The 23,734-nt window shown below is 56.3% G+C and carries 23 protein-coding genes; 17 read left to right on the top strand and 6 right to left on the bottom strand.

Annotated features, from left to right (window positions below; genetic code table 11):
* Positions 1–7: 7 nt before the first annotated feature.
* Positions 8–1,720 (bottom strand): hypothetical protein, encoded by a 1,713-nt coding sequence (locus JNK54_07030; protein MBL8024015.1) that lies wholly within the window; start codon positions 1,718–1,720, stop codon positions 8–10.
* A 199-nt stretch (positions 1,721–1,919) separates the two neighbouring features.
* Between JNK54_07030 and JNK54_07025 the strand changes: the two genes are divergently transcribed.
* Complete coding sequence (locus JNK54_07025) at positions 1,920–2,594, top strand: hypothetical protein (protein ID MBL8024014.1); 675 nt, start codon at positions 1,920–1,922, stop codon at positions 2,592–2,594.
* Here JNK54_07025 and JNK54_07020 read toward each other — a convergent pair.
* From JNK54_07020 to JNK54_07010, 3 genes are read right to left on the bottom strand one after another with little or no spacing between them, the layout of a single operon-like run.
* Positions 2,548–3,300 (bottom strand): HAD-IA family hydrolase, encoded by a 753-nt coding sequence (locus JNK54_07020; protein MBL8024013.1) that lies wholly within the window; start codon positions 3,298–3,300, stop codon positions 2,548–2,550. The genes JNK54_07025 and JNK54_07020 overlap by 47 nt on opposite strands.
* Positions 3,297–3,707 carry a MazG family protein gene (locus tag JNK54_07015; GenBank protein MBL8024012.1) on the bottom strand — a complete coding sequence of 137 codons (411 nt, stop codon included), beginning with the start codon at positions 3,705–3,707 and terminating at the stop codon, positions 3,297–3,299. The genes JNK54_07020 and JNK54_07015 overlap by 4 nt, the downstream gene beginning before the upstream one ends.
* A gap of 18 nt (positions 3,708–3,725) precedes the next feature.
* Positions 3,726–4,895, bottom strand: a complete 1,170-nt coding sequence (locus tag JNK54_07010; GenBank protein ID MBL8024011.1) for a Fic family protein — start codon at positions 4,893–4,895, stop codon at positions 3,726–3,728.
* A gap of 141 nt (positions 4,896–5,036) precedes the next feature.
* On the opposite strand from JNK54_07010, the gene JNK54_07005 reads away from it, so the two are divergent.
* Genes JNK54_07005 through JNK54_06945 form a run of 13 tightly spaced genes read left to right on the top strand, consistent with a single transcriptional unit; the run spans position 5,037 to position 18,215 of the window.
* Positions 5,037–5,687: a bifunctional precorrin-2 dehydrogenase/sirohydrochlorin ferrochelatase gene (locus tag JNK54_07005; GenBank protein ID MBL8024010.1), complete on the top strand. Its 651-nt coding sequence runs from the start codon at positions 5,037–5,039 to the stop codon at positions 5,685–5,687.
* Positions 5,674–6,588, top strand: a complete 915-nt coding sequence (ccsA, locus tag JNK54_07000; GenBank protein MBL8024009.1) for a cytochrome c biogenesis protein CcsA — start codon at positions 5,674–5,676, stop codon at positions 6,586–6,588. Before JNK54_07005 ends, ccsA begins: the two co-directional genes overlap by 14 nt.
* Entirely contained in the window at positions 6,585–7,670 is a 1,086-nt protein-coding gene (locus JNK54_06995) for a glutamyl-tRNA reductase (GenBank protein MBL8024008.1), read from the top strand. Before ccsA ends, JNK54_06995 begins: the two co-directional genes overlap by 4 nt.
* A complete protein-coding gene (gene hemC / locus JNK54_06990) occupies positions 7,667–8,587 on the top strand; it encodes a hydroxymethylbilane synthase (GenBank protein MBL8024007.1) in 921 nt (306 codons plus the stop codon). Before JNK54_06995 ends, hemC begins: the two co-directional genes overlap by 4 nt.
* Positions 8,584–9,108, top strand: a complete 525-nt coding sequence (locus tag JNK54_06985; GenBank protein MBL8024006.1) for an ORF6N domain-containing protein — start codon at positions 8,584–8,586, stop codon at positions 9,106–9,108. The genes hemC and JNK54_06985 overlap by 4 nt, the downstream gene beginning before the upstream one ends.
* Positions 9,105–10,637, top strand: a complete 1,533-nt coding sequence (gene cobA / locus JNK54_06980; GenBank protein MBL8024005.1) for a uroporphyrinogen-III C-methyltransferase — start codon at positions 9,105–9,107, stop codon at positions 10,635–10,637. Before JNK54_06985 ends, cobA begins: the two co-directional genes overlap by 4 nt.
* 47 nt (positions 10,638–10,684) lie before the next feature.
* Complete coding sequence (locus JNK54_06975; GenBank protein MBL8024004.1) at positions 10,685–11,986, top strand: ATP-binding protein; 1,302 nt, start codon at positions 10,685–10,687, stop codon at positions 11,984–11,986.
* A gap of 52 nt (positions 11,987–12,038) precedes the next feature.
* Positions 12,039–12,851, top strand: coding sequence for an inositol monophosphatase (locus tag JNK54_06970; protein ID MBL8024003.1), 813 nt, complete (start codon positions 12,039–12,041; stop codon positions 12,849–12,851).
* A 4-nt stretch (positions 12,852–12,855) separates the two neighbouring features.
* Positions 12,856–13,833: a porphobilinogen synthase gene (gene hemB / locus JNK54_06965; GenBank protein ID MBL8024002.1), complete on the top strand. Its 978-nt coding sequence runs from the start codon at positions 12,856–12,858 to the stop codon at positions 13,831–13,833.
* Positions 13,830–14,681 (top strand): MBL fold metallo-hydrolase, encoded by an 852-nt coding sequence (locus JNK54_06960; protein ID MBL8024001.1) that lies wholly within the window; start codon positions 13,830–13,832, stop codon positions 14,679–14,681. The genes hemB and JNK54_06960 overlap by 4 nt, the downstream gene beginning before the upstream one ends.
* The gene (hemL, locus tag JNK54_06955) at positions 14,678–15,955 is read left to right on the top strand and encodes a glutamate-1-semialdehyde 2,1-aminomutase (GenBank protein ID MBL8024000.1); all 1,278 of its coding nucleotides are present in this window, start codon (positions 14,678–14,680) and stop codon (positions 15,953–15,955) included. Before JNK54_06960 ends, hemL begins: the two co-directional genes overlap by 4 nt.
* The gene (ala, locus tag JNK54_06950; protein MBL8023999.1) at positions 15,955–16,947 is read left to right on the top strand and encodes an alanine dehydrogenase; all 993 of its coding nucleotides are present in this window, start codon (positions 15,955–15,957) and stop codon (positions 16,945–16,947) included. Before hemL ends, ala begins: the two co-directional genes overlap by 1 nt.
* Positions 16,948–16,982: 35 nt before the next feature.
* A complete protein-coding gene (locus JNK54_06945) occupies positions 16,983–18,215 on the top strand; it encodes a DUF1015 domain-containing protein (GenBank protein MBL8023998.1) in 1,233 nt (410 codons plus the stop codon).
* Here the strand turns inward: JNK54_06945 and JNK54_06940 are convergent.
* Both JNK54_06940 and purE read right to left on the bottom strand, forming a co-directional pair.
* Positions 18,212–19,354, bottom strand: coding sequence for a 5-(carboxyamino)imidazole ribonucleotide synthase (locus JNK54_06940; GenBank protein MBL8023997.1), 1,143 nt, complete (start codon positions 19,352–19,354; stop codon positions 18,212–18,214). The two genes, JNK54_06945 and JNK54_06940, sit on opposite strands and share 4 nt — an antisense overlap.
* Positions 19,351–19,842 (bottom strand): 5-(carboxyamino)imidazole ribonucleotide mutase, encoded by a 492-nt coding sequence (purE, locus tag JNK54_06935; GenBank protein ID MBL8023996.1) that lies wholly within the window; start codon positions 19,840–19,842, stop codon positions 19,351–19,353. The genes JNK54_06940 and purE overlap by 4 nt, the downstream gene beginning before the upstream one ends.
* Between purE and JNK54_06930 the strand changes: the two genes are divergently transcribed.
* The 3 genes from JNK54_06930 (at position 19,841) to JNK54_06920 (ending at position 23,708) form a co-directional block, all read left to right on the top strand.
* The gene (locus JNK54_06930; GenBank protein MBL8023995.1) at positions 19,841–20,632 is read left to right on the top strand and encodes a Crp/Fnr family transcriptional regulator; all 792 of its coding nucleotides are present in this window, start codon (positions 19,841–19,843) and stop codon (positions 20,630–20,632) included. The genes purE and JNK54_06930 overlap by 2 nt on opposite strands.
* Positions 20,633–20,719: 87 nt before the next feature.
* Complete coding sequence (gene ppsA / locus JNK54_06925) at positions 20,720–23,125, top strand: phosphoenolpyruvate synthase (GenBank protein ID MBL8023994.1); 2,406 nt, start codon at positions 20,720–20,722, stop codon at positions 23,123–23,125.
* Positions 23,115–23,708: a hypothetical protein gene (locus JNK54_06920; GenBank protein MBL8023993.1), complete on the top strand. Its 594-nt coding sequence runs from the start codon at positions 23,115–23,117 to the stop codon at positions 23,706–23,708. Before ppsA ends, JNK54_06920 begins: the two co-directional genes overlap by 11 nt.
* Positions 23,709–23,734 lie beyond the last annotated feature (26 nt).

Below are 23,734 nucleotides of genomic sequence, written 5' to 3'. Positions count from 1 at the left end.
TGAGCCGCTATTTCTCCAGACCAGAGCCGACTTCCACGGGTTCCGCCGGTTCGTTGGTGCAGACGTCTGTTGTGTGTAGAGAGTCCTCCACAAGAGGTTTTTCCCAAAGCGGAATGGATTGCTTTTCCCCAGGCATACGGTAGGCTGTTCGGTGCAGGGAGGGGTGTTGGAAGAGATTGAATTTTAAAGTAAAGCCAGTCCACAGGGCCATGCCCAAAGCAAAAAGAGACAAGACCCGTTCCTTCAGGGAAGGACGGCCGGCGGCGTGATGGGATTGGGTTTCCAATTCCTTGATCCATTGCCGAATCGCTGGGTTTGGCCCCAACAGCCGTCCAGCCAAGAAGATCGGGTAAGATTTACGAATCTCCTTGGCGTAAAAACGCGCCTTGGCCCGCAGGAGTGGGTTGGTTGAATCCTTGAGTTTGTGGTACCCCAAAACCCACGATTCAATCACACGGAAAATGCTGGGCCCCAATCGACGAAAGTCCTCGTCGTAACACCACCGTTGAATCCCTTCGATCTGAGCGGGGGAAAGAGTGGGGTGTTTGATCATGGTGGTAAACCCGTCGGCTCGTTTATAGAACTTCTCCGGTTCGCCTCGGTAATCGTCGCGAAGCAGGTTCTGTTCCATAATGCGATCGTAGAAAGGCGTGCTGGGCACGGGCCCGTAAATGAGAATCTGTGTCAAGGACGGTTTTAAATTCATCAGACCATCCAGTTCCTTGGCCACCACCTCATGGTTTTGGTAATCAAACCCAACGATCATAGAAGCGAGGATCGTGATGCCGTGTTCGCGGAATTCAGTGAAGATGTCTTCCACAGGTCGTCCCTGTTGTTTATTGTAGCCGGATTTCGTCCCTTCGTAACCGACCCAGAAGCCATCAATGCCCATTTCCAAGATTTCTTCCACCGTGTATTGGCTGATGGCCTTGATGCTGGAAAAAACGAACAGGGAGGGCAGTCGCCCGCTTCGTTTCACGCAGTCGCGGAATTCCAAGGCCCGGGTTTTGTTCAAAAGAAAGTCTTCATCGAAAATAATGAAAACGGTTGAAGGATCCATGTCGAGAAATTTCTCCGCCACGGAAAAAATGTCTTTCCCCGTGGGCAACAACTTCACATGGCGTCGCTTAAAGAAATGGGAGGTGCAACAAAAATCGCATCCGTTCGGGCAACCCAACCCCGCAAAAATTTTCCCTGTGCGAGACGCTTGTGTGGAAAATATTTTGAGATCGCTGTGAATCATGGGGTGCTTATAGGGTTTGGGGATCGGTGTTTCGCCCAACAAACGCCGGAAGAATGTGACCCCTTCTTCCCGACAGAAATAGTCCCCAAAGGGGGCCAATACGTCATCGGAAAGAACCGTGCCGTATCCTCCCAGAATAATTTTGCTGTGGGGTGAATATCGGCGAATCAGGGCCACGGCGTCTTTCATTTTATGAAAGAGTGCCATGATGAACGAAACGCCCACGTAATCGTAACCCTTCTTCAATTCGCGAATGAGTTCGCGACGAGAAGGATATTGGAGAACGACAGTGGGGGTTTCCAGGTTCGCCGCAATATATTCCAGTCCATACTGGACCTGGACCGCGCGGGGGCTGAAGAGTCCCTGGGCTCGTGTGATCTGTTTGTGAAGAAGCTCATACCCAACGGAATCGGCGTCCCCGTATTCCGTTCCAAAGGGACGACAGACGCTGGTCAACAAAACTTTTCTAGAATTCAAGAGGATCTCCTCGAACGGCAAAGATAGGTAGATTTTCCGCAGGGGGGGTGGACATGCCGATGCACAACAAAGCCAACCAACAAGGGATAGATGTTCGATTCACCGTCGATAATTATAATATATAGTTCCATTTTCGTCAAATTAACATTAAAAAAATGAGTCATTGGACGAAGTTTTCAGGAAAAGCGAGAATGGTTCCATGAACAGTTTCACTCCTGCGGACCCGGTTTCTCCTTGCTCCCAATTTATAATTCAGCCCAGTCCATGGGGTTTGACTTTGGATGGGCCATTGGGTGGGGAAGAAAATATGCGGCGTGACATGGAAACATTTGAATCACAACGTAATACGCAATCATTCCCAGCCGTCCGTTTCTACAAATGGCGGGAACCCACCGTAACCTACGGACGCCTTCAATCGCGGGCGGGGGCGGAGGCTTTCGCGGCTATTTCGGGGGCTAAGGCGGTGGTTCAACGGCCCACGGGTGGAGGGATGGTATTCCATGATACGGATCTCAGTTTTTCCATTGCGTGGCGGCGGGACCATTCCACCCTTCCGCCTTGCATCAAGAACGTTTACCGCTTGTTCCATGAAGCGATTGCGAATGAGTTACGCTCTGTGGGAGTGGAGGTCTCCCTCCACCATGTCGAGAAACAAAGAAAGAGCCTTCCAGGCGCCTGTTATCAAGAATTTTCTCAGGATGACATTCTGTGGAAGGGCCAAAAACTCGTGGGGGGGGCTTTGCGGGTAACGTCCTGGGGCCGCCTTTATCAGGGGAACTTAAAAGTTCTCCCTCACCTCGCCGCAAATAATGGGGTGGAAACGTTAATCAATTCCTTGTCGACTGGGGTTTTCCTTCAACCGGCCTTTTTTTAGAGGGAGTGATCCTTTCTGTGGCATGGGAAAGGACTTCTTTGAGCGATCGGATGGTGGTGACCCCTTTCAGGGGAACGCCCTGGCGGTCTAAAAGGAGGGCGCGAAGGCCAGCCTTTGTGGCTCCCTCATAATCTTCCTTGAAGCTGTCTCCCACATGAAGGGCCTCAGGCGCGGAAACTCGCGCCTGTTTTAACGCTTTTTGGAAGAGTTTCTTATCGGGTTTGGCAACGCCTTCGACAGCGGAGGCGAGAACGAAAGCCACTTCATTTGTTAATCCGATGCGTTCACTTAACACCAGCAACCGGGAATCCCAATTGGAAACGATCCCCAAGGAAAAATTCTTTTGGCGAAGGGCTCGGAGTGTGGGGAGCGCATCGGGGAATAACCGCCAGTTTTGAGGATGGGCAAAACGATGATACAAGTCTTCAAAATAGCGGTGGAACTTGTTTTCACTGAAGTGAGACCCCATCACTCGGTGGACCAACACACGCCACCAGGATTTGTCCGCCTGGTCGCTTTTTAAATGGTGCGGGCTGTGACGGTCTCGCCAGGCGGCCTGAAATCGTTCTTCCACTCCCGCTACAGTGATTCGAACCCCATGCCGTCCTGCCGTTTTCGCGTAGATGTGTCCCACGGAAGGGAAGGGGCGAAGAAGTGTGTTCCCTGCATCAAAGAACACGGCTTTCACGGACTTCTTTTTCTTCATCTCTTCATCCGCGCGGCTTTCTTGGCTTTGGCTAATTTTTCCCGGCGTTTGATCTCATCCCACTGAATAAGGACATCTTTGACGCTTTTCGCTTTCGAGCGACCAAAGACATGGGGGTGTCGACGCACGATTTTTCGGCAGAGGCCATCAACTACGTCGGCCATGGTGAAGAGTTTCTTTTCCCGGGCGATTTGTGCGTGGAAAATAATCTGGTGGAGAAGATCGCCCAATTCTTCTTGCAGGTTTTCCATGTCTCCCTTGCGAATGGCCTGGGCCACTTCGTCCGACTCTTCCCGCAAATGTTTCAACAGAGTCTTGTGGGTTTGTTTCCGGTCCCAGGGGCATCCTCCCGGTGCGCGCAGTTGGGCTTGGACGCGGAGAAGATCGGCGAGAGTTTTTTTAGCCATGGGGAAGAATGGGGAAGGTCAAATTCTTTTACTCCGGGGAGAAGGAAGGAGTTGGGCGGGTTCTTCCAAAATTCTAAGAATTTTCTGAGCGCAATAGACCCGGTCCCGCTTTCCTCCACTGACTTCTTTGAGAACGGACCGTCGGACGAGAAATTCGATGGCCCGTTGGATGGTTGAAAAGGCGACTCCGTACGTTTGCATAGCCGATTTTGTTGTGAGAAAAGGATTTGCGGCCAGGCTGTCAATGATCTGTGGGGGTAATTTTGATGGAGATTTGGCGGTCAGGATTCTCCAATCCGCCAAAATCCGATTGATTCGTTCGGCTCGGCTCAAAGCATCTTCCGATTGTCGTGCAACGCCGCTGAGGAAATAGAGGAGCCAGAGATCCCATTCCCCTCGGGCGCTCACCCCGCTCAGCCGCTCGTAATATTCCGGACGCGTGGCCTCAAAAAAAGCGCTGAGATAAAGTAGCGGAGTGGGAAGGATTCCCCTTTCCGTTAAGAAAAGAGAAATAAGCAGGCGTCCCACGCGCCCGTTCCCATCCAGGAAAGGATGGATGGCTTCAAACTGGTAGTGAGCCAAGGCTATTTGAATAAGGGGGGGGAACGTTTGATCATGGAGAAATTTTTCCCAGGACCCCAGGCAATTCATCAATTCCTCCGGTGGTGGAGGGACATAGCTGGCGTTCATGAGCGTGCATCCTGAGGGGCCGATCCAGTTCTGGGATCGTCTAAATTCTCCCGGGGTCCAATGGGGGGGGGCCATCCCCTTCATGAGTTTCGCATGAAGTTCACGGATAAGTCGAAGAGAAAGGGGGATCTTTTTAAGCCGAGCCCTGCCGTGTTCCAAGGCCACGACGTAGTTGCCGACCTCCCGAAGATCTAAGGGGCTTCGCTCCACCGCGGCCCCCGCTTCCACGGCCAAAAGTTCCCCGAGCGTTGCTTGGGTCCCCTCTATCCGGCTGGAAAGGACGGCCTCTCTTCGGATAAAGGGGCGAATGAGCAGGTGGGGATTGGGAAGCTGTTTCCCCTCCCCGGCCAACCGTCCCAAGAGAAGGTCCGCATCGGACAAGGCGCGGCTCACTCGAGGGGAAAAAGAAAGCCCAGGGGGTAAGGGGTTTGGGAGAAAGGCGCGATAACCTTCCGGTCGATGGATCCAGCGTCCAGGGGATTTTGTAAGGTTCGTCATAGAAAGGCTTCTGTCGAGGCCGAAAACAGCGTATCAGTTTATTTTCGATTTATCAATAAAACGATAATAGGGATTAATCACGGGCCTGGGTTGCCGGACCGGTCTCCTTTTGACTATGATTGACGGGAGGACCTGCCTCCCATGGGATTTTACCCCGCGTTTTTGAACCTGACTGGAAAAGAATGCCTGGTGGTTGGGGGGGGGAGGCTGGCTCTGCACAAAACCCAAGATCTCCGGTCCGCGGGGGCTCGAGTGACCGTGGTGGCCCCGCGTGTTTTGCCGGGGTTCAGTGGATTAAATGAGATTCGCGTTATTCGACGTTCTTTTCGGCCGGGGGATTTATCTCCCGCGCCCTGGCTGGTGGTGGCCGCCACGGATGATGAAGCGCTTCACGCACGGATCGCCGCGCTTTGTCGTTCCAGGCGGGTTTGGGTGAACGTGGTGGACCGCCCGCCCCTCTGCGATTTTATTGTTCCGGCGGTGGTTCGGCGGGGGCCAGTGACCTTTGCGGTCTCGACGGGTGGGCTGAGCCCGGCGGTGGCAAAATTTCTTGGAGCGGAACTGCGCGCCCGTTTTGGCCCCGAAGTGGGGCGGGTGGCGGCGGTATTAAAGGGTCTTCGTTCGGAGCTTTTGCGGGTTCCCATTCGCGCGCGGCGCACCCTTCTCACCGAGCTTGTGACGCGGGAATGGATGGATCGGTTCAAAACGGATGGCCGCCAGGCCACGGCCTCGTTCCGCCGTGTGGCCCAGCGGGAAATGCGGAGAGTCAGGAGAAACCGTGCAAAAAATTGAAGCGCTTCTTTTTGATTTTGGGTTTATTGGTTACCTGACCGCGGTGATCCTGTATTTGACCTACGTGTTCTCCCGTCGGGACCGGCACGGTTCCCTGGGGCATCGGATTCTTTGGGGATCCGTGGTCCTCCACGCCGCAAGCCTCGCGCTCGGCCTCTGGGCGGAAAGCCATCGGCCCGGCCACGTGGCCTACGGGTTTTGGAGCAATTGGTTTACGAGCCTCTCGCTCTTTTCTCTCTTGATCGTTGTTGTTTTTCTGGGGGTTCAAACGCGGGCGCGGCTTGCCATCTTGGGGGCCTTCGTTTTGCCCTGGGCTCTTCTCTTGATGGGATTGGCGTTGACCAAAGCGTTCCTCGCAAGTCCTCGGTGTCCGTTTGCTTCGGTTGAAGACTTTCTTAAAGCCGCGGACGCCACGCGCCATCTGTCGGTCATGCCGGTTTCCGTTTGGGCCGCCATCCATGTGCCTCTCCTTTTCTTGGCCTACGCGGCGTTCGCGAATGCCTTCGGAATTGGGTTGGCTTTTCTCATCCAAGAACGCCAGATTAAAACCCGGCGCCCCACGGAGTTGGGGTATCGATTGCCTTCCTTAGAAGAAATGGATCGTTTGATCGCGCGGCTCATCGCGGTTGCATTCCCAGCGCTCACCCTGGGGCTCGGGTTGGGCATTGTCTGGGCCCATTCGTCATGGGGGGGCGGCTGGGTATCGGATCCCAAAATCATTTGGTCCGTTGTGGTTTGGGCGGTCTACCTGGCCTATCTGGTTCTCCGTTACGGGTTTAATTGGCGGGGGCGGCGGGCGGCTTACCTATCGCTCGCCGGATTTGGGCTTGTTCTCGTGAGTTACATGGGAATCAACTATGTTTCAAAGACCCACGGCTACGTGGCCATAGAAAAACAATGAAACGGCTCCGCATGGTGGGTGTGTCTCACCGGACCGCCCCCGTGGAATGGCGGGAGCGGTTGGCGGTGTCGGACAATCGGTTGCCGGCCTTCCTGTTTTCCCTTCGCCAGTCGGTGGGTGTCGTGGAAGCGGTGGTCCTCTCCACCTGCAACCGCGTGGAAGTGTACGCCGCCACCCCGCCGGAAGGTGATGCCGAATGTCTCTTGCGGAAAGGTCTGTTGGATTTACACGGGGATGTCTCGTTGGACGGAAGCTTGTACGCCTTGGAGGACGATGCAGCGATCCGGCACCTGTTTCGCGTGGTGGCGGGGCTCGATTCCCTGGTGGTGGGAGAGGCCGAAATATTGGGTCAAGTGAAACGCTCCTACGATCTGGCCCGCCAATCCCAGTCCACGGGCAAACTCACCAACGTTCTTTTTCAGCGGGCCATGTTTGTGGGAAAAACCGTCCGCACGGAAACCAAAATTGCCGAGGGGCCCACCTCAGTTCCCAGTCTGGCCGTTTCCCTGGCCCGCCGCATTTTCGGGGAACTATCCGAGAGCCGTGCTCTGGTCGTCGGCGCCGGGGCCATGGCGGAACTGGCGGCTCGGGCGCTCAAAAGCCAAAAGGTGGGGCGACTCACGATCGCCAACCGCACGCTTGAAAAAGCGGTCGCCATGGCGGAACAGTTCGGGGCCCATCCCACCCCCTTCGAAGCCCTTCCCCAAGAACTGGTTCAAGCGGACATCGTCATATGTTCCACAGGTGCGGCCGGAACTATTTTTAAGAAAGAAGACATCGCGCGCGTTATCGATGAGCGCCATGGGCGACCCCTCTTTTTTATTGACATTGCGGTTCCCCGGGATGTGGATCCCGCTGTGGATGAATTGGACAGCGTTTATCTCTACAACATCGACGACTTGGAAGGGATCGTCTCCGAAAGTCTGGTCCAACGCGAGTCGGAGATCGACAAGGCCGGGCGGCTGGTGGATGAAAAAGCCAAGGAGTTTTCGCCCTGGTATGATTCCTGGCGGCAGGGAACCACCGCGGCGCTCCGCCACAACTCCCGCGAATCCTTAAGCGTTGAGGCGGAGCCCGGATGACCCGTTTAACGATCGGCACACGCGGAAGCGCCTTAGCTCTGGCCCAATCCCGCTTTGTCAAAAGTCGATTGGAATCTCTTTCCCCGGGTCTTCAAGTCGATCTCCAAATCATTAAAACCACGGGGGATCGTTTGGCGGACGCTTCCCTCGCGTCGATTGGCGGGAAAGGGGTGTTCACCAAAGAGTTGGAAGAAGCCCTTCTCTCCAAGACCGTGGACCTGGCGGTCCATTCGCTGAAAGATCTTCCTACGGAACTCCCTTCGGGATTAATGGTCGGCGCCATCTTGGAGAGGGAAGATCCCCGGGATTGTGTGGTGTCGCGGTTCGGGGAACAGTTGATGGAACTCCCCCGGGGATCGGTCATCGGAACCAGTTCGCTCCGCCGACAGGCCCAAATCCGTGCGGTCAAAAAAGGCATCCGGATTGAAGATCTGCGGGGGAATTTGGACACCCGTTTGGGTCGGGTGGCGGCGGGAGATTTTTCGGCCGTGGTGGTGGCTTACGCCGGGGTGCGTCGCTTGGGCCGGGCCGAAGAGGTGACGGAAGTTTTGCCATTCGATCTTGTTCTCCCCGCGCCCGGCCAAGGGTTTGTGGCCATCGAAATTCGCGGAGAAGATCCTGAGACGATGAAATGGGTGTCCCAGCTCAATCATCTGCCTGGCCAACACGCCGCCATCGCGGAGCGCGGCTTCCTGGCGGCTCTGGGAGGCGGATGTCGCGTTCCCATCGCGGCGTACGCCCGGGAAGAGGCGGGCCAACTTGTTTTGGATGGACGGGTCACGTCCGTCGATGGTAAAAATGATGTGAAAGGCACAGAAACTGGTCTCCTCACTGACGCCCCCAAAATAGGACAAACTCTTGCCCAACGTCTGCTTAATCAAGGGGCCCTGGAAATTCTAGAAACTCTTCTCCCATGAGTTTCCTCATTCCTGAACAGCGCATCCATGAACAAATCTATTTGATTCGTGGGCACAAGGTCATGATGGACAAAGATCTGGCCACCCTCTATGGGGTCCCCACAAAAGTATTAAACCAAGCGGTTCGACGTAACCTCAAACGGTTTCCAGATGATTTTATGTTCCAATTATCCTTGGGTGAATTACGACAGCTGAACCGGTCACAGATTGTGACCGGTTCGCAAAAGCACCGCGATCCTAAGGCGCGCCCCTACGTTTTTACCGAGCAGGGCGTCGCCATGTTGTCGGGTGTGCTTCGTAGCCCACGCGCTATTGATGTCAACATTGCCATTATGCGTGCTTTCGTTCGGCTTCGCCAGGGGATCTCCCTGCATCGAGATCTTGCTCGACGCATCGCGGCGCAAGAGAAAAGAACCGAGGGGCTCACCGACTACGTCCAAAAAATGTTCGACCTGATTCATCCCCTTCTGGATGGACCGACTCACCCGATCCGCAAAATTGGTTTTGAAAAACGATCGTGATCCCATCAAAAACAGTTTACCTGGTTGGTGCCGGTCCCGGTCGTCCGGATTTAATGACCTTGCGCGGGGTGGAGTGTCTCCGCCGGGCCGATGTGGTGGTGTTGGATGCCCTGGTGGACCGGCGAATTTTATCCCACTGTTCCCCCAAAGTGAAAATTATCGAAGCGGGGAAGCGGGGCGGAGGGCGGGTGTTTCTACGGCAACCCGACATTAACCGGCTGATTGTTCGGTTAGCGAAACAGGGGAAAACTGTCGTGCGGTTAAAAGGCGGAGATCCTTACTTCTTTGGTCGGGGAGCGGAAGAGGCGGAAGCCTTGGCTGATCAGGGGATTCCCTTTGAGGTGGTCCCCGGTGTGAGTTCGGTCACCTCGGTCCCCGGATTGGCGGGCATTCCATTAACTCACCGGGGTCACGCGTCTGCACTCACAGTGGTGACGGGGCATGAAGGCCGAGAAAACCCCTATTTGGGAGAGAGCGCCGGGCAGTCGGCCCGCCGGCGGGGGCCGGGGGTGGATTGGGCTAAAATTTCACCCACGGGGACCTTGGTGGTTTTGATGGGTCTCAACCAGTTGCCCGTGATCGCCCGGAGACTTTTGGATCTCGGATGGCCGTCTTCACTCCCGGCGGCCGTCGTTCAATGGGGGAGTTGGCCTCAACAGAAGACCGTTCGCGGCACGTTGGAGAATATTTCCCAGAGAGTGAAAGCGGAACGTCTTGGGGCGCCCGCGATCATTGTGGTGGGTGATGTTGCCGGGTTTCGGACTAAACTGAACTGGTTTGAAAAACGGCCCCTCTTTGGGAAAACGGTTCTTGTGACGCGCGCTCGGGATCAAGCCTCCGGTCTCACCGGGCTTTTAGAAGAATCGGGAGCCCGTGTCATCGAAAGCCCGCTCATCGCCATCACCCCGTTGCCCCTCAATACCACCGGGCGGCAATTCTTAAAAAAACTCTCGGAGTATGATGGTCTCATCGTCACCAGCGCGAACGGAGCTAAAATTTTGTCCAGACATCTTAAGGGGCGGGCCTGCCTTCCTCTCTACGCGATTGGGGCTAAAACGGCGGACGCCCTTCGGTCTGAGGATCTTCGTGTTTATCGAACCGCTGACACCTTTCAATCGGAAGGAGTGGTCTCCTTGTTCGGGCGAACCCTGAGAGGGAAAAAGTATCTTTTGGTTCGGGCCCGAGAAGGCCGGGATGTGATCCAAACGGTCTTGGCCCGTCGCGGGGCCTCCGTGGACCTGTGGCCCCTTTACGAAACAAAGCCGGTGGCCCTCACCCCGGAGGCCCAGGCCACGCTTCGAGCCGGTGAGATGGACGCCGTCACGTTTACATCCTCGTCAACGGCCACCTCCTTCATGAGGAATTTCACCCCCCGGGAGCGTCAACGAATTTTTTCCCGGACCCGCGCCGTCTCCATCGGCCCGATCACAAGCCAAGCGCTTCGCGCCGGGGGCATCCGCCCCCTTCAGGCCACCGGTTCCGCCACCGTTGAAGATCTCGCCCGCGCGGTCGTCAAAACGTTGTCTTAAACATAATGCTTGACAAACATAATGTTTAACTAGCATTATTATTGGCCATGGCCCCTCTGCGCGTGTTTTGGAACCGGACCGATGAACTAAAGCAATTACGCCGCGCTCTCCGTCACGGAGGGTTCGGTTTAGTCACGGGACGCCGTCGTGTGGGAAAAACGGCTCTTCTGGGGGAAATCTGTCAGGAGGGGGGGGGGCTGTATCATCAAGCCGTTGAGGGAACACCCCAACAACAAATTCTCCACTTGGCCGAGGAGTTTCAATCCCATTTCCCGATCCTCAAAAGTGTGGTTCCCAAAAGCTGGGTGGAATTCCTTTCGCTCCTTTCCCGAGAAAAATGGCCGAGCTTGGTCGTCTTCGACGAATTTCCTTACTGGGTCCAGGGGGATCCCACGCTTCCCAGCGTTCTCCAGGAATGGGTGGACCACGAACTCCCGAAACACAAAACCCTCCTTTTGGTCTCTGGGTCTTCCCAATCCATGCTGCATTCTCATTTCCTGCGTCAAGAGTCTCCTCTCTTTGGGCGCGCCGATTTCCATTTAAACTTGGATCCCCTTCCTTACGAATGGTTCTGTCGGGCACTCCACTATAATCCCTTGGATCCCCTCACGTTTAGTCGATACTCTATAGTGGGAGGCGTTCCTCACTATTGGCGGATGATGCCGCGTGGGTCGCTTTTAGAACAGGTGGAGGAATTGTATTACCGTCCGTCCGCGCCCTTGGCGGCAGAGCCGTCCGCCTGGTTGACGGAAGAAGGGGTGTCGGGCACGGTCGCGAAAGCGCTGGTGGACCTGATTGGGCGTGGGGTGTCAAAACCAGGAGAGCTCGCGTCTCGGTTGGGACTTCCCCAAGGGAACCTGTCCCGACCGCTGGCTCTCCTCTTGGATCTGGGCTTTGTGAACCGGGAATCCCCCTTTGGACAAACTCCACGCTCCACGAAAAAGGTTCTTTACACCATTCAGGACCCTGCCTTGCGCTTTTACTACAGCGTCTATTTGCCCACGCGACACCGATGGGGGGCGATGGATTCCAAGGAAAAACTGGAGAGAATTCATCAGCATGTGGCCCGTCAATGGGAGATTTTTTGTCGGTCCCGTTTTCCGGGTGGTGGGAGATACTGGGAAAGTTTGGTCGAAATCGATGTGGTGGCGCGGATCCCTTCTCAACGTGCGCACCTGGTGGGGGAATGCAAATGGCGGGCACTTTCTTCAGATGAACGAGCTGGCCTGACGCGGGATTTGGAGCGTCGGTTTATCTCAACACGCTTAAGTTCAACGTTGTCGCCTGTCGAATATCGAATTTTGGGGATGTCCGATATCGGTTCCCTTCTCCAACAACATAATGTTTAATAAACATTATGTTTTGTAAGCATCATAATTTCCTGATCGGTGCGGTTCAAGCATGAACGCAACGCCCACACCCACTTCTTTGTTGCGCGCGCTTCGTCGCGCCTTAACCGAGGCGGGGGCCATTCACCGGCGGGGGGCTCGCCGGTCTATTTCTATTTCGCACAAGGGAGTGGTCGACATCGTGACAACGGTGGACCACGCGGCAGAAAAAAAGATTCTTAACGTTCTTCGCGGCGCGTTCCCGGACCATGGGTTTCTCATGGAAGAGTCAGGCCTCCACGCCTCTTCCTCGGAATACCGCTGGGTGGTGGATCCTTTGGACGGGACGGTGAACTTTGCCCACAGGGTTCCCATCAGTTGTGTGTCCATCGGATTGGAAAAAAACGGACAGGTTTTGATGGGGGGTGTCTATGATCCTTTTCGGGAAGAACTATTTATTGCGGTGAAAGGAAAAGGAGCCACATTGAATGGGCGCCCGATTCATGTTTCCAAAACCCAACGTTTGATCGACAGTTTGCTCGTGACGGGTTTCCCTTACGACAGGCATAAAAAAGCCCGCTTCTATCTCTCCTTCGTGGAACAATTCATGCAACGGGTTCAGGGGCTGCGGCGGCTGGGAGCGGCGGCCTTGGATTTGGCCTATGTGGCGGCGGGGCGATTTGACGGGTATTGGGAATTTAATCTTAAACCTTGGGACGCGGCCGCTGGGAAATTGTTGGTGGAGGAGGCCGGTGGACGGGTGACGAATTTCAGGGGTCGGCCCTACGCGTTAACCGACACGTCCCAGACGCTGGCTTCGAACGGACCCATCCATCCGGCGATGCTTCGGATTCTGGCCCAGGGTTTCAGGGAAAAAGTAAAATAGTTCCATGCCCCTCCCTAAAATTCGTCCCCGTCGGCTCCGATCGTCCCTTTCTTCCCGGCGTATGCTCCGTGAAACAGAACTGACTCCCGCCGATTTGATTCAACCGTTTTTTGTTCGACCCGGAAAAAACGAACGCCGCTCTGTGCGAAGCATGCCGGGCGTCAGCCAGCTTTCCGTCGATCAGATGGTCAAAGACGCCCGCGCCTGCGCGAAGCTGGGGGTTCCCGCGATCATCCTTTTTGGTGTTCCAGCCAAGAAGGATCCCCTTGGACGAGACGCTTATTCTCCCGATGGAATTGTCCAGCGGGCTGTTCGGGCGGTGAAAGACGCCTTGCCTGACCTGCTTGTAATAACGGATTTGTGTCTTTGTGAATACACGGATCACGGCCATTGTGGGGTTGTTCGTGGTGCTGAAATTGATAACGACGCCACGCTTGAACTCTTGAGCCGAACAGCCCTCGTGCAAGCGGCCGCGGGCGCCGATTGGGTGGCTCCCTCCGGAATGATGGACGGCGCGGTGGCCGCCATCCGACGTTCCTTGGACGCGGACGGTCGAAAGAACACGGCCATTTTGGCCTACGCCGCTAAATACGCTTCGTCTTTCTACGGCCCGTTCCGAGACGCGGCCCAGTCGGTTCCGGCCTTTGGGGATCGACGAACCCATCAGATGGACCCCGCCAACGGTCGTGAAGCCCTCAAGGAAGTAGCGTTGGATCTAGAAGAAGGGGCCGACATGGTCATGGTGAAACCCGCGTTAGCCTATTTGGACGTGATCCAACGGGTCAGAGATCGGTTTGATGTACCGGTGGCCGCTTACAACGTTTCGGGCGAATACGCCCTGGTGAAGGCCGCCGCGGCGAAAGGATGGGTGGACGGGCCAAGGGTCATGGAAGAAATCCTCCTTTCCATTAAGCGTGCGGGCGCCGACGTGATTTTGACCTACCACGCCCAGGAGATGGCTCAACGGCTCGCGGATCAATGAAGCCATTTTGGTTCGTTTGTCTTATCGTTCTGGGGGGAAGTGGATGTTTCTCGCGTCCCCTGGTCCGACCGCCTGGCGATCCGAATCTCGGGGTATTCGTGGTTTGGAAAGGGCATTCCTGTTTCACGCTTCAGGACAGCGCGGGGCGGGTTTTTCTTCTGGACCCCTTTGACGATACGGTCGGGTATCCGGCGGTGAAGATCAAGCCGGACGCGGCCCTGGTGTCCCACGAACACTTTGACCACGACGCGGTTCCTAAGCCTCCTGCTCTTTTGCCAGCCCAAGAAAATAATGTGGTCGCCGGGAAGGAAGTGAGTCTGTCTCGAAGGTCCGAATCCCGCGCGGCCCCATCGGCGTCCGCGGCTTTTCCTGTGGTGCGCAGTACGGGAACCCAAATGGTCGCGGGAATCGAGGTGGTCGGGACATTGGCGGACCATGATGATCAGGAAGGGCGAAGGAACGGAACCACCCGAATGTATGTGTGGGAGATGGGAGGGCTTCGGTGGGCCCATTTAGGGGATATGGGCCAGCGCTCCCTTCGACCGGAACAAAAAGAAGCCTTAACGGGGGTGGATGTCCTTTTTATTCCTGTGGGGGGCCGAACCACCGTTGACGCAGAAACGGCGGCGGGGTTGGTCCAGGAAATTCGCCCCCGTGTTGTGATCCCCATGCATTACGGTACCCCACGCACGCGCTTCTTTGAGTTCAATCCTCTGGCGCCTTTTATCGAAAGATTTGAACGTGTAAAATTTTTACCACCCGGTGGATTTCAAATTCGTCGAGATGGGCTTCCGGAGAACACCACGGTCTATGTCCCTGCACCTCCCAACGATACGGAGACCCCATGACCCGTTCCCAAACTCTTTTTAAGCAAGCCCAAAAAATATTTGTGGGAGGAGTTAATTCCCCCGTGCGTGCCTTTCGCGCGGTGGGGGGAACCCCCGTCTTTATGGCCCGGGCCCGGGGCTCTACCCTCACGGATGTGGACAACAAAAAATATGTGGATTACGTGGGATCCTGGGGCCCTCTGATTTTGGGCCACGCCCATCCGGTCGTTGTTCAGGAGGCCCGCCGGGCCTTGGAAGAGGGCAGTTCCTTTGGAGCACCCTCCCCCCGGGAACTCGCCCTGGCCCATTTGGTGCGCCAGGCCTATCCCACCGTTGATCTTCTCCGGTTCACGAGTTCGGGAACGGAGGCCTGTCTTTCGGCGCTTCGATTGGCTCGGGGCACCACGGGGCGATCGTTGATTGTGAAATTTGCGGGTTGTTATCATGGCCATGGGGACAGCCTCTTGGTTTCCGCGGGGAGTGGGGCTCTCACACTGGGCCACCCCACATCGGCGGGAGTCCCCAAGGAACTGGCCCGGTTAACCTTGGTCCTTCCCTACAACGATCCCGTGGCGCTCGCCAAGGTGTTTTCAAAATGGGGAAAAAAGATTGCGGCCGTCATCGTTGAACCGGTGGTGGGGAACATGGGGGTGGTCTCCCCCTCGCCTGAATTTCAAGGGGCGCTCCAAAATATTCCCCGCCGTCACGGCGCTCTCCTTATCGTGGACGAGGTGATGACAGGTTTTCGGTTGGCGTGGGGCGGGGCGCAAGAATGGTTGGGGCTTCAGGCGGACATCACCTGTTTCGGCAAGATTCTTGGGGGCGGATTCCCCGTGGGAGCTTTCGGAGGACCCAAGCGTTTGATGGAAAAGGTCGCGCCCTTGGGCCCGGTGTATCAGGCGGGCACTCTATCGGGAAATCCGGTGGCCATGGCGGCAGGGGCGGCGACGTTGGCCCTGTTAAAAAAATCCCCCCCCTATGGGGCCCTTCGAAAAAAAACCAAGCTATTGACAGAGGGCTTACGGGATCTGGCCCGTCGGCAGGGGGTGGAGGTCACGGTCAATAATGTGGGGTCCATGTTTACCGTGTTCTTCACTCCTCATCCCGTAACGGATTTGGTTTCCGCAGAGAAATCGAACACCGCCGCTTACGGAAGATTTTTTCACGGTCTGTTGAAGCGGGGAGTGTATTTCCCCCCATCTCAATTTGAGGCGAGTTTCGTTTCGGCCGCCCATTCGATTCACGATATCGAAAAAACGCTATCCGCGGCGCAAGCTGCCTTCCGGGAGGTCTAATGGACATTCTCTGGCTCTCCGAAAAAGAGGTGGATCGTTTACTTACGGTGGAGGCGGCCATGCCGTTGGTGGAAGAAGCCTTTGGCCATTTGGCCCGGGGCGATGCCCAAATGCCGCCGAAACTCTATTTGGAATTTACGGAATATGGGGGCGACCTGCGGGCCATGCCGGCCTACATCCCTAAAATTTCCTGTGCGGGGAATCGGCCTTTTGCGGGGGTCAAAGTGGTCAATTCCCATCCGGGAAACCCCAAACGGGGACTGCCCACGGTGAGCGCCATCTATATTCTGAACGACCCGGAGACCGGGATGCCCCTCGCGGTCATGGCCGCGGGTCGGCTGACCGATGTTCGGACCGGAGCGGGAGGCGGTGTGGCCGCAAAATATTTGGCCCGGAAAGAATCGAGTATTTTGGGTTTGGTGGGCGCCGGGCGGCAAGCGGCAACCCAGTTCACGGCCCTGGCGACTCTCTTCCCTTTGCGGGAAGTTCTCGTGGCGGCGCAATCGCTGGAAGAAGCTCAATCTTTCTGCACGCGCCACGCCCGTTCGGGCGGTCCAGTTCTTCGTCCGGTAACGGTTCAAGAGGCCTGTGGGGCGGACATTGTGGTGACCACCACGCCGGGCCGGGACGTGGTGGTGAAATCCGATTGGATTCGTGAAGGGACCCATATCAACGCTATCGGGGCCGATGCCCCGGGTAAACAGGAATTGGATGTGGAGATATTGAAGCGGGCGCGGGTCATTGTGGACAGTCCCGAACAAGCCCTTCATTCCGGTGAAATCAATATGGGTATTGAGGCGGGGACCATCACCGTTCGAAACATTGCGGCCAGTCTGGGTGAAATTGTGACGGGGAAGAAACCCGGGCGCCAATCGGACCGGGACATCACGGTTTTCGATTCCACGGGCCTCGCCATTCAGGATGTGGCGGTGGCCGGTTGTGTTTACCAGAGAGCTCTCCAATTAAAGCGGGGGATCACGCTGGAATTGTAGTTTCGATTTATTCTAACCCAACACAAGGAAAAATCATGCCTGACATTAAACCGTTTCGAGCCTTTGTTTACGGCGCCAAATATCAAAAGAAAATCGGACGCTTGGTTTGCCCCCCTTATGATGTTATTTCTCCTCCAGGTCGAGAATCTTTGGTGAAAAAGGACCCGCAAAATTTTGTGCGGGTTGAGCTGCCTATGGGGGATCCCTCGGCACGCTACGATGAGGCGGCGAAACAATGGAAAAAGTGGAACGCGGAAGGGGTTCTCACCCGTGAAAAAACACCGGTATTCTATGTGTATGAAGCCCGGTTTCGGTCCCCGGTGGACGGTCGTCCCCTGGTCCGGCGTGGGTTCTTTGCCGCGCTCAAGGTGGTTCCCTGGGGCCAAGGTGTTTATCCCCATGAAAAAACATTACCCACCGCCAAGGTGGATCGACTTCTGCTTTTTAAGGCTCTCCGTGCCCAAACCAGCCCTATCCAACTTTTGGTTCGGGACGCTTCGGGTCGTGTGGAAGCCTTAACGCGTCTTCAGACCAAAGGCCACCCCTGGATGCAGTTTAAGGATGAATCCGGCGTGACCCATCGACTTTGGATTTGGAAAAACGACGCTGCGGCTCGAGAACTTCAACGGGTTTTCAAAAAATCCCCGTGCGCCATCGCGGATGGACACCACCGTTACGAAACGTCTCTCGCCTACAGTCAATGGGCGCGCCGGTCCTTAAAGAACGGGGCCCCAGCGGCCGATCATGTGCTGGCCTACTTTTCCTCATCGGACGACAAGGGGCTGGAAGTTCTTCCCACGCACCGCGCGGTGCCCTGGGAAAAACGGAAATTCGTGAATTTAGAAAAATGGGGAAACTTAAAACCCGTTCGAGGACTGAACGCTCTCAAGAAACTTATCGATGGAAAAAAAGGACCTGGAGTCCTCGAGGTGGGCGTATATCGGGATGGAAAATATTTTCTCTACACGTTTTCCCAAATCCCAGGGGAACTAAAAAATACGCCCCACGAAAATCTAGCGGTGGCTTGTCTGCACGGGGGGCCGCTGAAGGGGTTGGGAAAGGAAGATTTTTTCTTTACGCGGAACCCCACCGAAGCGGTGAAAAGTGCTCAACACTCCAAAGGCTGGGCGTTTTTCTTGGCCCCCAACACCGTGAAGGAAGTTCTGGATGTTTCCACTCTAGGGTCCGTGATGCCTCCCAAAAGCACCTACTTTTACCCCAAAATTCCTTCCGGGATGGTGAGCCACGCCTTGCAGGGAAAGCTTTAGGCTGGAGAAAGGGCCCGTCGCGCTTGGCGTACCAATTGCGCGGCTTCTTCGGACGTTCGGGCGAGAGCTGTGAGGTGGCCCATCTTTCGGCCCGGGCGGGGTTCGGTTTTTCCATACAGATGAAGTTTGACATCCGGAAACACCAGGGCCCGTTCCCAAACGGGGGTTCCGGCGGCCCAGAGGTCGCCCAGAAGGTTTGCCATGGCCGCGGGGGCGAACCGATCGGTGGCGCCCAAGGGCAGGCCACAGATGGCTCGCAATTGCTGTTCGAACTGGCTGGTGACCGTGGCGTCAAAGGTGAGATGGCCCGAATTGTGCGGTCGCGGGGCCAGCTCGTTAATGATCAGCCGCCCGGAATTCGTTAAAAAAAACTCCACACACATCACCCCCACCACGTCCAACGCCTTCAAAACGTCATGGGCCATGGCGGCGGCTTCGTTCGCCAGTTTCGGGGGAACGGAAAGGGGGGGGGAAACAGAGACGTCTAAAATGTGGTTGACGTGGGTGTTTTCGACAGCGCCCCAATCGGCAGTGGCTCCATTCAAGGCCCGGGCGGCCACCACGGACAGCTCACAGCTGAAATCCACAAAAGCTTCCAAGACAGTGGGAACCCCTTGAAAACTGGCGAAGGCTTCTGCGGCCTCTTCCATTTTTCGGATCATTCGTTGCCCCTTCCCGTCGTAGCCAAACCCCGCGGTTTTTAAAATGGCGGGCACACCAAAGGCCTGAAGACCCGCGGTCAATTCCTCAAGAGATTTGATCTCACGGAAGGCGGTCACGGGGAAACCATTTTTAGAAAGAAATGTTTTCTCACGAAGGCGATGTTGTGAGATAAAAAGGGCATTCCCGTTCGGGCGCACGGGGACAAATTCTTCCGCCGCTTGCACGCAGGCCGCGGGGACATTCTCGAATTCAAAAGTCACCACCGAAACGTTCTTAGCGAAGGCCCGGACGGCGTCCAAATCCTCGTAAGGAGCGGCGATTTCAACGTCAGACACTTGGCCGGTGGGGGTGTCGGATTCTTCCGAATACGTGTGAACGCGGTATCCCATGCGTCGGGCCGCGATCGCAAACATCCGACCCAACTGGCCCGATCCGAGAACACCGACCGCTGACCCGGGTGGGATCAATGTCGTCACGTTTTCGGTAAGGTGTCTTTTAACACCCGTTTGGTTTGTCGAGATCGAAACGCGGTAAGTTTTTTACGAAGGTCCGCCCGTTTGTTGGCCAATATTGCCACGGCCAGAAGACCGGCGTTCGTGGCCCCTGCTTTCCCGATGGCCAAGGTCCCCACAGGGATTCCCGCGGGCATCTGGGCGATGGAAAGCAAGGAATCGAGACCTTTCAAGGCGCGGCTTTCCACCGGGACACCCAAAACAGGCAAGGTGGTTTGGGCCGCGACCATTCCCGGAAGATGAGCCGCCCCTCCCGCTCCGGCAATAATGACTTCCAATCCTTGGGACTCCGCTTGGGCAGCGAACGTGGCCATCCAGGCGGGGGTTCGGTGGGCCGAAACCACTCGGCATTCGTGCGACACGCCAAAGTCCTTAAGCACCGCCGCGGCGTGTTGCATTGTTTCCCAATCACTCTTCGAACCCATGATGACAGCCACGAGGGGATTTTTCATGGACGCTATTGTAGAAAATCGTGAAGCCACGCGAGTGGGGAACTCCAATATGTATAATAGAGGCATGTCCACCTGCGCGGAAAATCCCGTTCATTGTGAGGCCTGTCCGACCCGGTTGGAGGGGGTGTTTTCCCGTCTGACCCGGGATCGTCTTCGGGTATTGGACCGATGCAAAACCGACAATTGTTACCGAAAAGGCCAAGTGATCTTCTACGAAGGACACCCGGCCCTAGGGGTCTATTGCGTGTATGAAGGACAACTCAAATTGTCGAAATCGGGAAGCCAAGGGCGTCCCCAAATTATTGGCATTGCGAAAGAAGGGTCGTTGGTGGGCCATCGGGCGGTCTTGACGGAGAAACCCCACAGTTTTTCGGCTGAAGTTTTAGGGGACACCCGAATTTGTTTTGTGGATCGGAAAACGTTTCTTTCCATGATGGTTGAAAACCCTCTGGTGGCGGAAGCTCTCCTCAAACGGATGGCGCTGGAACTGGACGAAGTGGAAGACCGCCTGATGGACATGGTGGAAAAACCGGTTCTCGTACGGTTGGCTCGGCTTCTCCTCACGTTAGGAAACACGTACGGACGGCCCGCTCCCAAAGGAACAAAAATCGCCCTGTCGCTTACCCGGGAAGAAATGGCCGAAATGATCGGGACCACCCAAGAAACCACCATCCGTCTGCTCAGTCAATTACGTCAATGGGGTTTGGTTCGTCTCGACCCAAAGTCGATCACTCTTCTGGATCCCACCAAGCTGATGCGTCAGGCTGAAACGTCGTTTCAACGCCCCTGATCCCCGTCATCCCCCAGGATGACCGGGATCATCCCCAATTTCCTCCCCAACGGTTAGAATGGAGGGGCGACCCAAGGGGGGGTGTCTATGTCCTGGGTAGTGGATTTCCGCGATGTGAGCCTCAACGATATTCCCCGCGTGGGCGGGAAGAACGCGTCTTTGGGCGAGATGATTCGGGAATTGTCCCGGGAGGGGATTCGTGTCCCGCCCGGCTTCGCCACCACCGCTGAAGCCTACGGTAAGTTTTTGGATCAGAACCGATTGCGGGACCCGATCCGCCGTATTCTCCTGGCCCACAAAACCAAAAACAAAAGCCTGGCCACCACAGGGGCTTCTCTTCGGAAATTGATCCTCCAAGGGGTTCTCCCTTCTGACGTAGAATTCGAAATCCGTTCCGCCTACCAACGCCTCTGCCGTGACGCGGGTCAGCCTCGCCTGGGGGTCGCCGTGCGGTCCAGCGCGACGGCGGAAGATTTGCCCAACGCCAGTTTTGCGGGGCAACACGAAAGTTACCTGAACGTGAAAGGCGAAGCCGCTCTCGTGGACGCGGTGCGCCGTTGCTACGCCAGCCTTTTTACCGATCGGGCCATCCGCTATCGGGAAGAGAATGGGTATGACCATCAGCGGGTTGCGCTCTCGGTGGGCGTTCAGCAAATGGTGCGGGCCGATAAAGCGGGGGCTGGTGTTCTTTTTTCCCTTCACACGGACACGGGGTTTCCACGTGTGGTGGTGATCACCGCCGCCTGGGGGCTGGGGGAAAATGTGGTCCAGGGGCGGGTCACGCCGGACGAGCATGTGGTTTTTAAACCGTTTCTTGGCACGCCCGACGTTTGCCCGATCCTCACCTCGCGCCTGGGGGTGAAGGACATCAAAATGGTTTACGTGGCCGGCGGCGCCACAAAAAACGTGCCGACCTCTCGAAGCGAACGTCTCCGGTTTGTCCTATCGGAAAAAGAGCTCCTGACCTTGGCCCAATGGGCGGTCACGGTCGAAAAACATTACGGAAAACCCATGGATATGGAGTGGGCAAAGGACGGCGCACGGGGGGCGTTGTATCTTGTCCAGGCCCGGCCTGAAACGTTCCAGAGCCGGAAAAAAGAGGGGACCTTACGGGCCTACCGCCTGAAAAAGCGCGTGCCACCGTTGGTGGAAGGCTTAGCGGTGGGGGACGCCATTGCTGTCGGGCCCGCCCAAATCATCAAGCGAACAGCGGATATTAAAAAATTCAAACCAGGTCACCTATTGGTGACAGGCAACACGGACCCGGACTGGGTGCCGGTCATGAAAAAAGCGGTTGGCATCATTACCGACCGCGGTGGCCGCACGTCCCACGCGGCCATCGTGAGTCGGGAGATGGGGATCCCCGCCATTGTGGGAACCGGACGAGCGACGAAAGCCATTCTCAATGGTCAAGTCGTGACGCTGTCCTGTGCCGAGGGCGATCGCGGGCGGGTGTATCCCGGCCGCCTGGACTTTGAAGAAGTGGATATCCCCCTGGAAAAGTTGCCCACCCCTCCTGTTCCTCTGATGCTCAACATCGCCAGCCCAGCGGCGGCGTTCCAATGGTGGCGTCTCCCGGTCCAAGGGATTGGACTCGCGCGGCTGGAATTTATCATCAATGATGTCATTCGCGTGCACCCCATGGCTCTCGTTCATCCCCAGCGGGTTAAAAATCCCGCTGTTCGTCGGGAGATCGCTCGGCTGACCCGGGGGTATAAACATCCCACGGATTATTTCGTGGAGCGGTTGGCTTCGGGTGTGGCCCAAATCGCCGCGTCCCAGCATCCCCATCCTGTGATTGTGCGATTCTCCGATTTTAAAACGAACGAGTATGCCAACCTCTTGGGGGGGAAAGAATTCGAACCCCAAGAGGAGAACCCGATGATCGGTTGGCGTGGCGCCTCGCGTTACTACCATCCGGACTATCGGGAAGGTTTTGCCCTGGAATGCCGCGCGATTAAGGAAGTGCGAGAAAAGAAGGGGTTCACCAACGTGGTGGTCATGGTCCCTTTTTGTCGGACCGTTGAGGAGGCGGACCAGGTGTTGGCCCAACTGGCGTCCAACGGCTTGACGCGCGGGGCGCACGGGCTGGAAGTTTACGTGATGTGTGAAATACCGTCTAACGTGATCCTTGCGGAGGCGTTCGCTGACCGATTCGACGGGTTTTCCATCGGGTCTAACGACCTCACCCAATTGACTTTAGGGGTGGATCGGGATTCCGGAACGTTGGCCCCCCTGTTTAACGAACGAAATCCTGCCGTCACGCGTTTGATCGAGGACATCATCCGGCGGGCCCACGCCAAGGGAAGAAAGGTGGGCATTTGTGGGCAGGCCCCCTCGGACCATCCGGAATTTGCCGCGTTCCTCGTTCGGTCCGGGATCGATACGATTTCGCTCAACCCCGACAGCGTCATCGGTGTCATCAAAAGTCTCGCCGGATCAGTGTCCACGGGCGCGGAAACCGCGCCGGGGAGGCCCCCTGATGGACTCTAAAATCCTAAGAAGTTTAACGTTGGCGATCCTTTTGACCGGCTGTGTGGGGTTGCGGTTGGAAACGAAAAAAGAAGGAGTTGTCCCCTCGGGGCCTTATCATCGAACCTTAGTGGTGTATCTCCGTGGTGACCGAGACACAAAATCACGTGTCGAAACGGCGTTTCGGGAAGCGTTTCGGGAAACCCAGTCGGACCCCGGACGGGGCCTGGACGTGACGGAATTTGCCATGGGAAATCCAACGCGGGCGGCCCAATTGGGGTACGATTCTGTGTTGGTGGTGGACCATCACTCGATGGTTCACTGGGGGGAATCCCATCCGGGAACATTGGCCGAAGCGTTCGCGCCTCTCCCCAAAGAGAACCCCTTGGCCCAGACCACTGTTCAATCCCAAGGGCCTGGGGGTCAACGGTATGCGAACGGGTGCGCTCGGCTCTATGACGCCGTGACGACCCGGCTGGTGTGGACCGCTCACGGGACACTGCGAACGGACAAAGATGAATGGACCACCCGTCCCGCCCGCGTGGCCGCCCAGGCGGTGGTGCGTCACCTTAAAGATGAAGGTTTTCTGAATCGAATCCCATAAAATAAAAACATGACGCTCATCATGGT

It is taken from the genome of Elusimicrobiota bacterium (genome assembly GCA_016788905.1).
GTDB lineage: Bacteria > Elusimicrobiota > Elusimicrobia > FEN-1173 > FEN-1173 > JADKHR01.
Note: the sequence above shows the minus strand (reverse complement) of the source record. Positions and strands in the feature narration are given on the sequence as shown.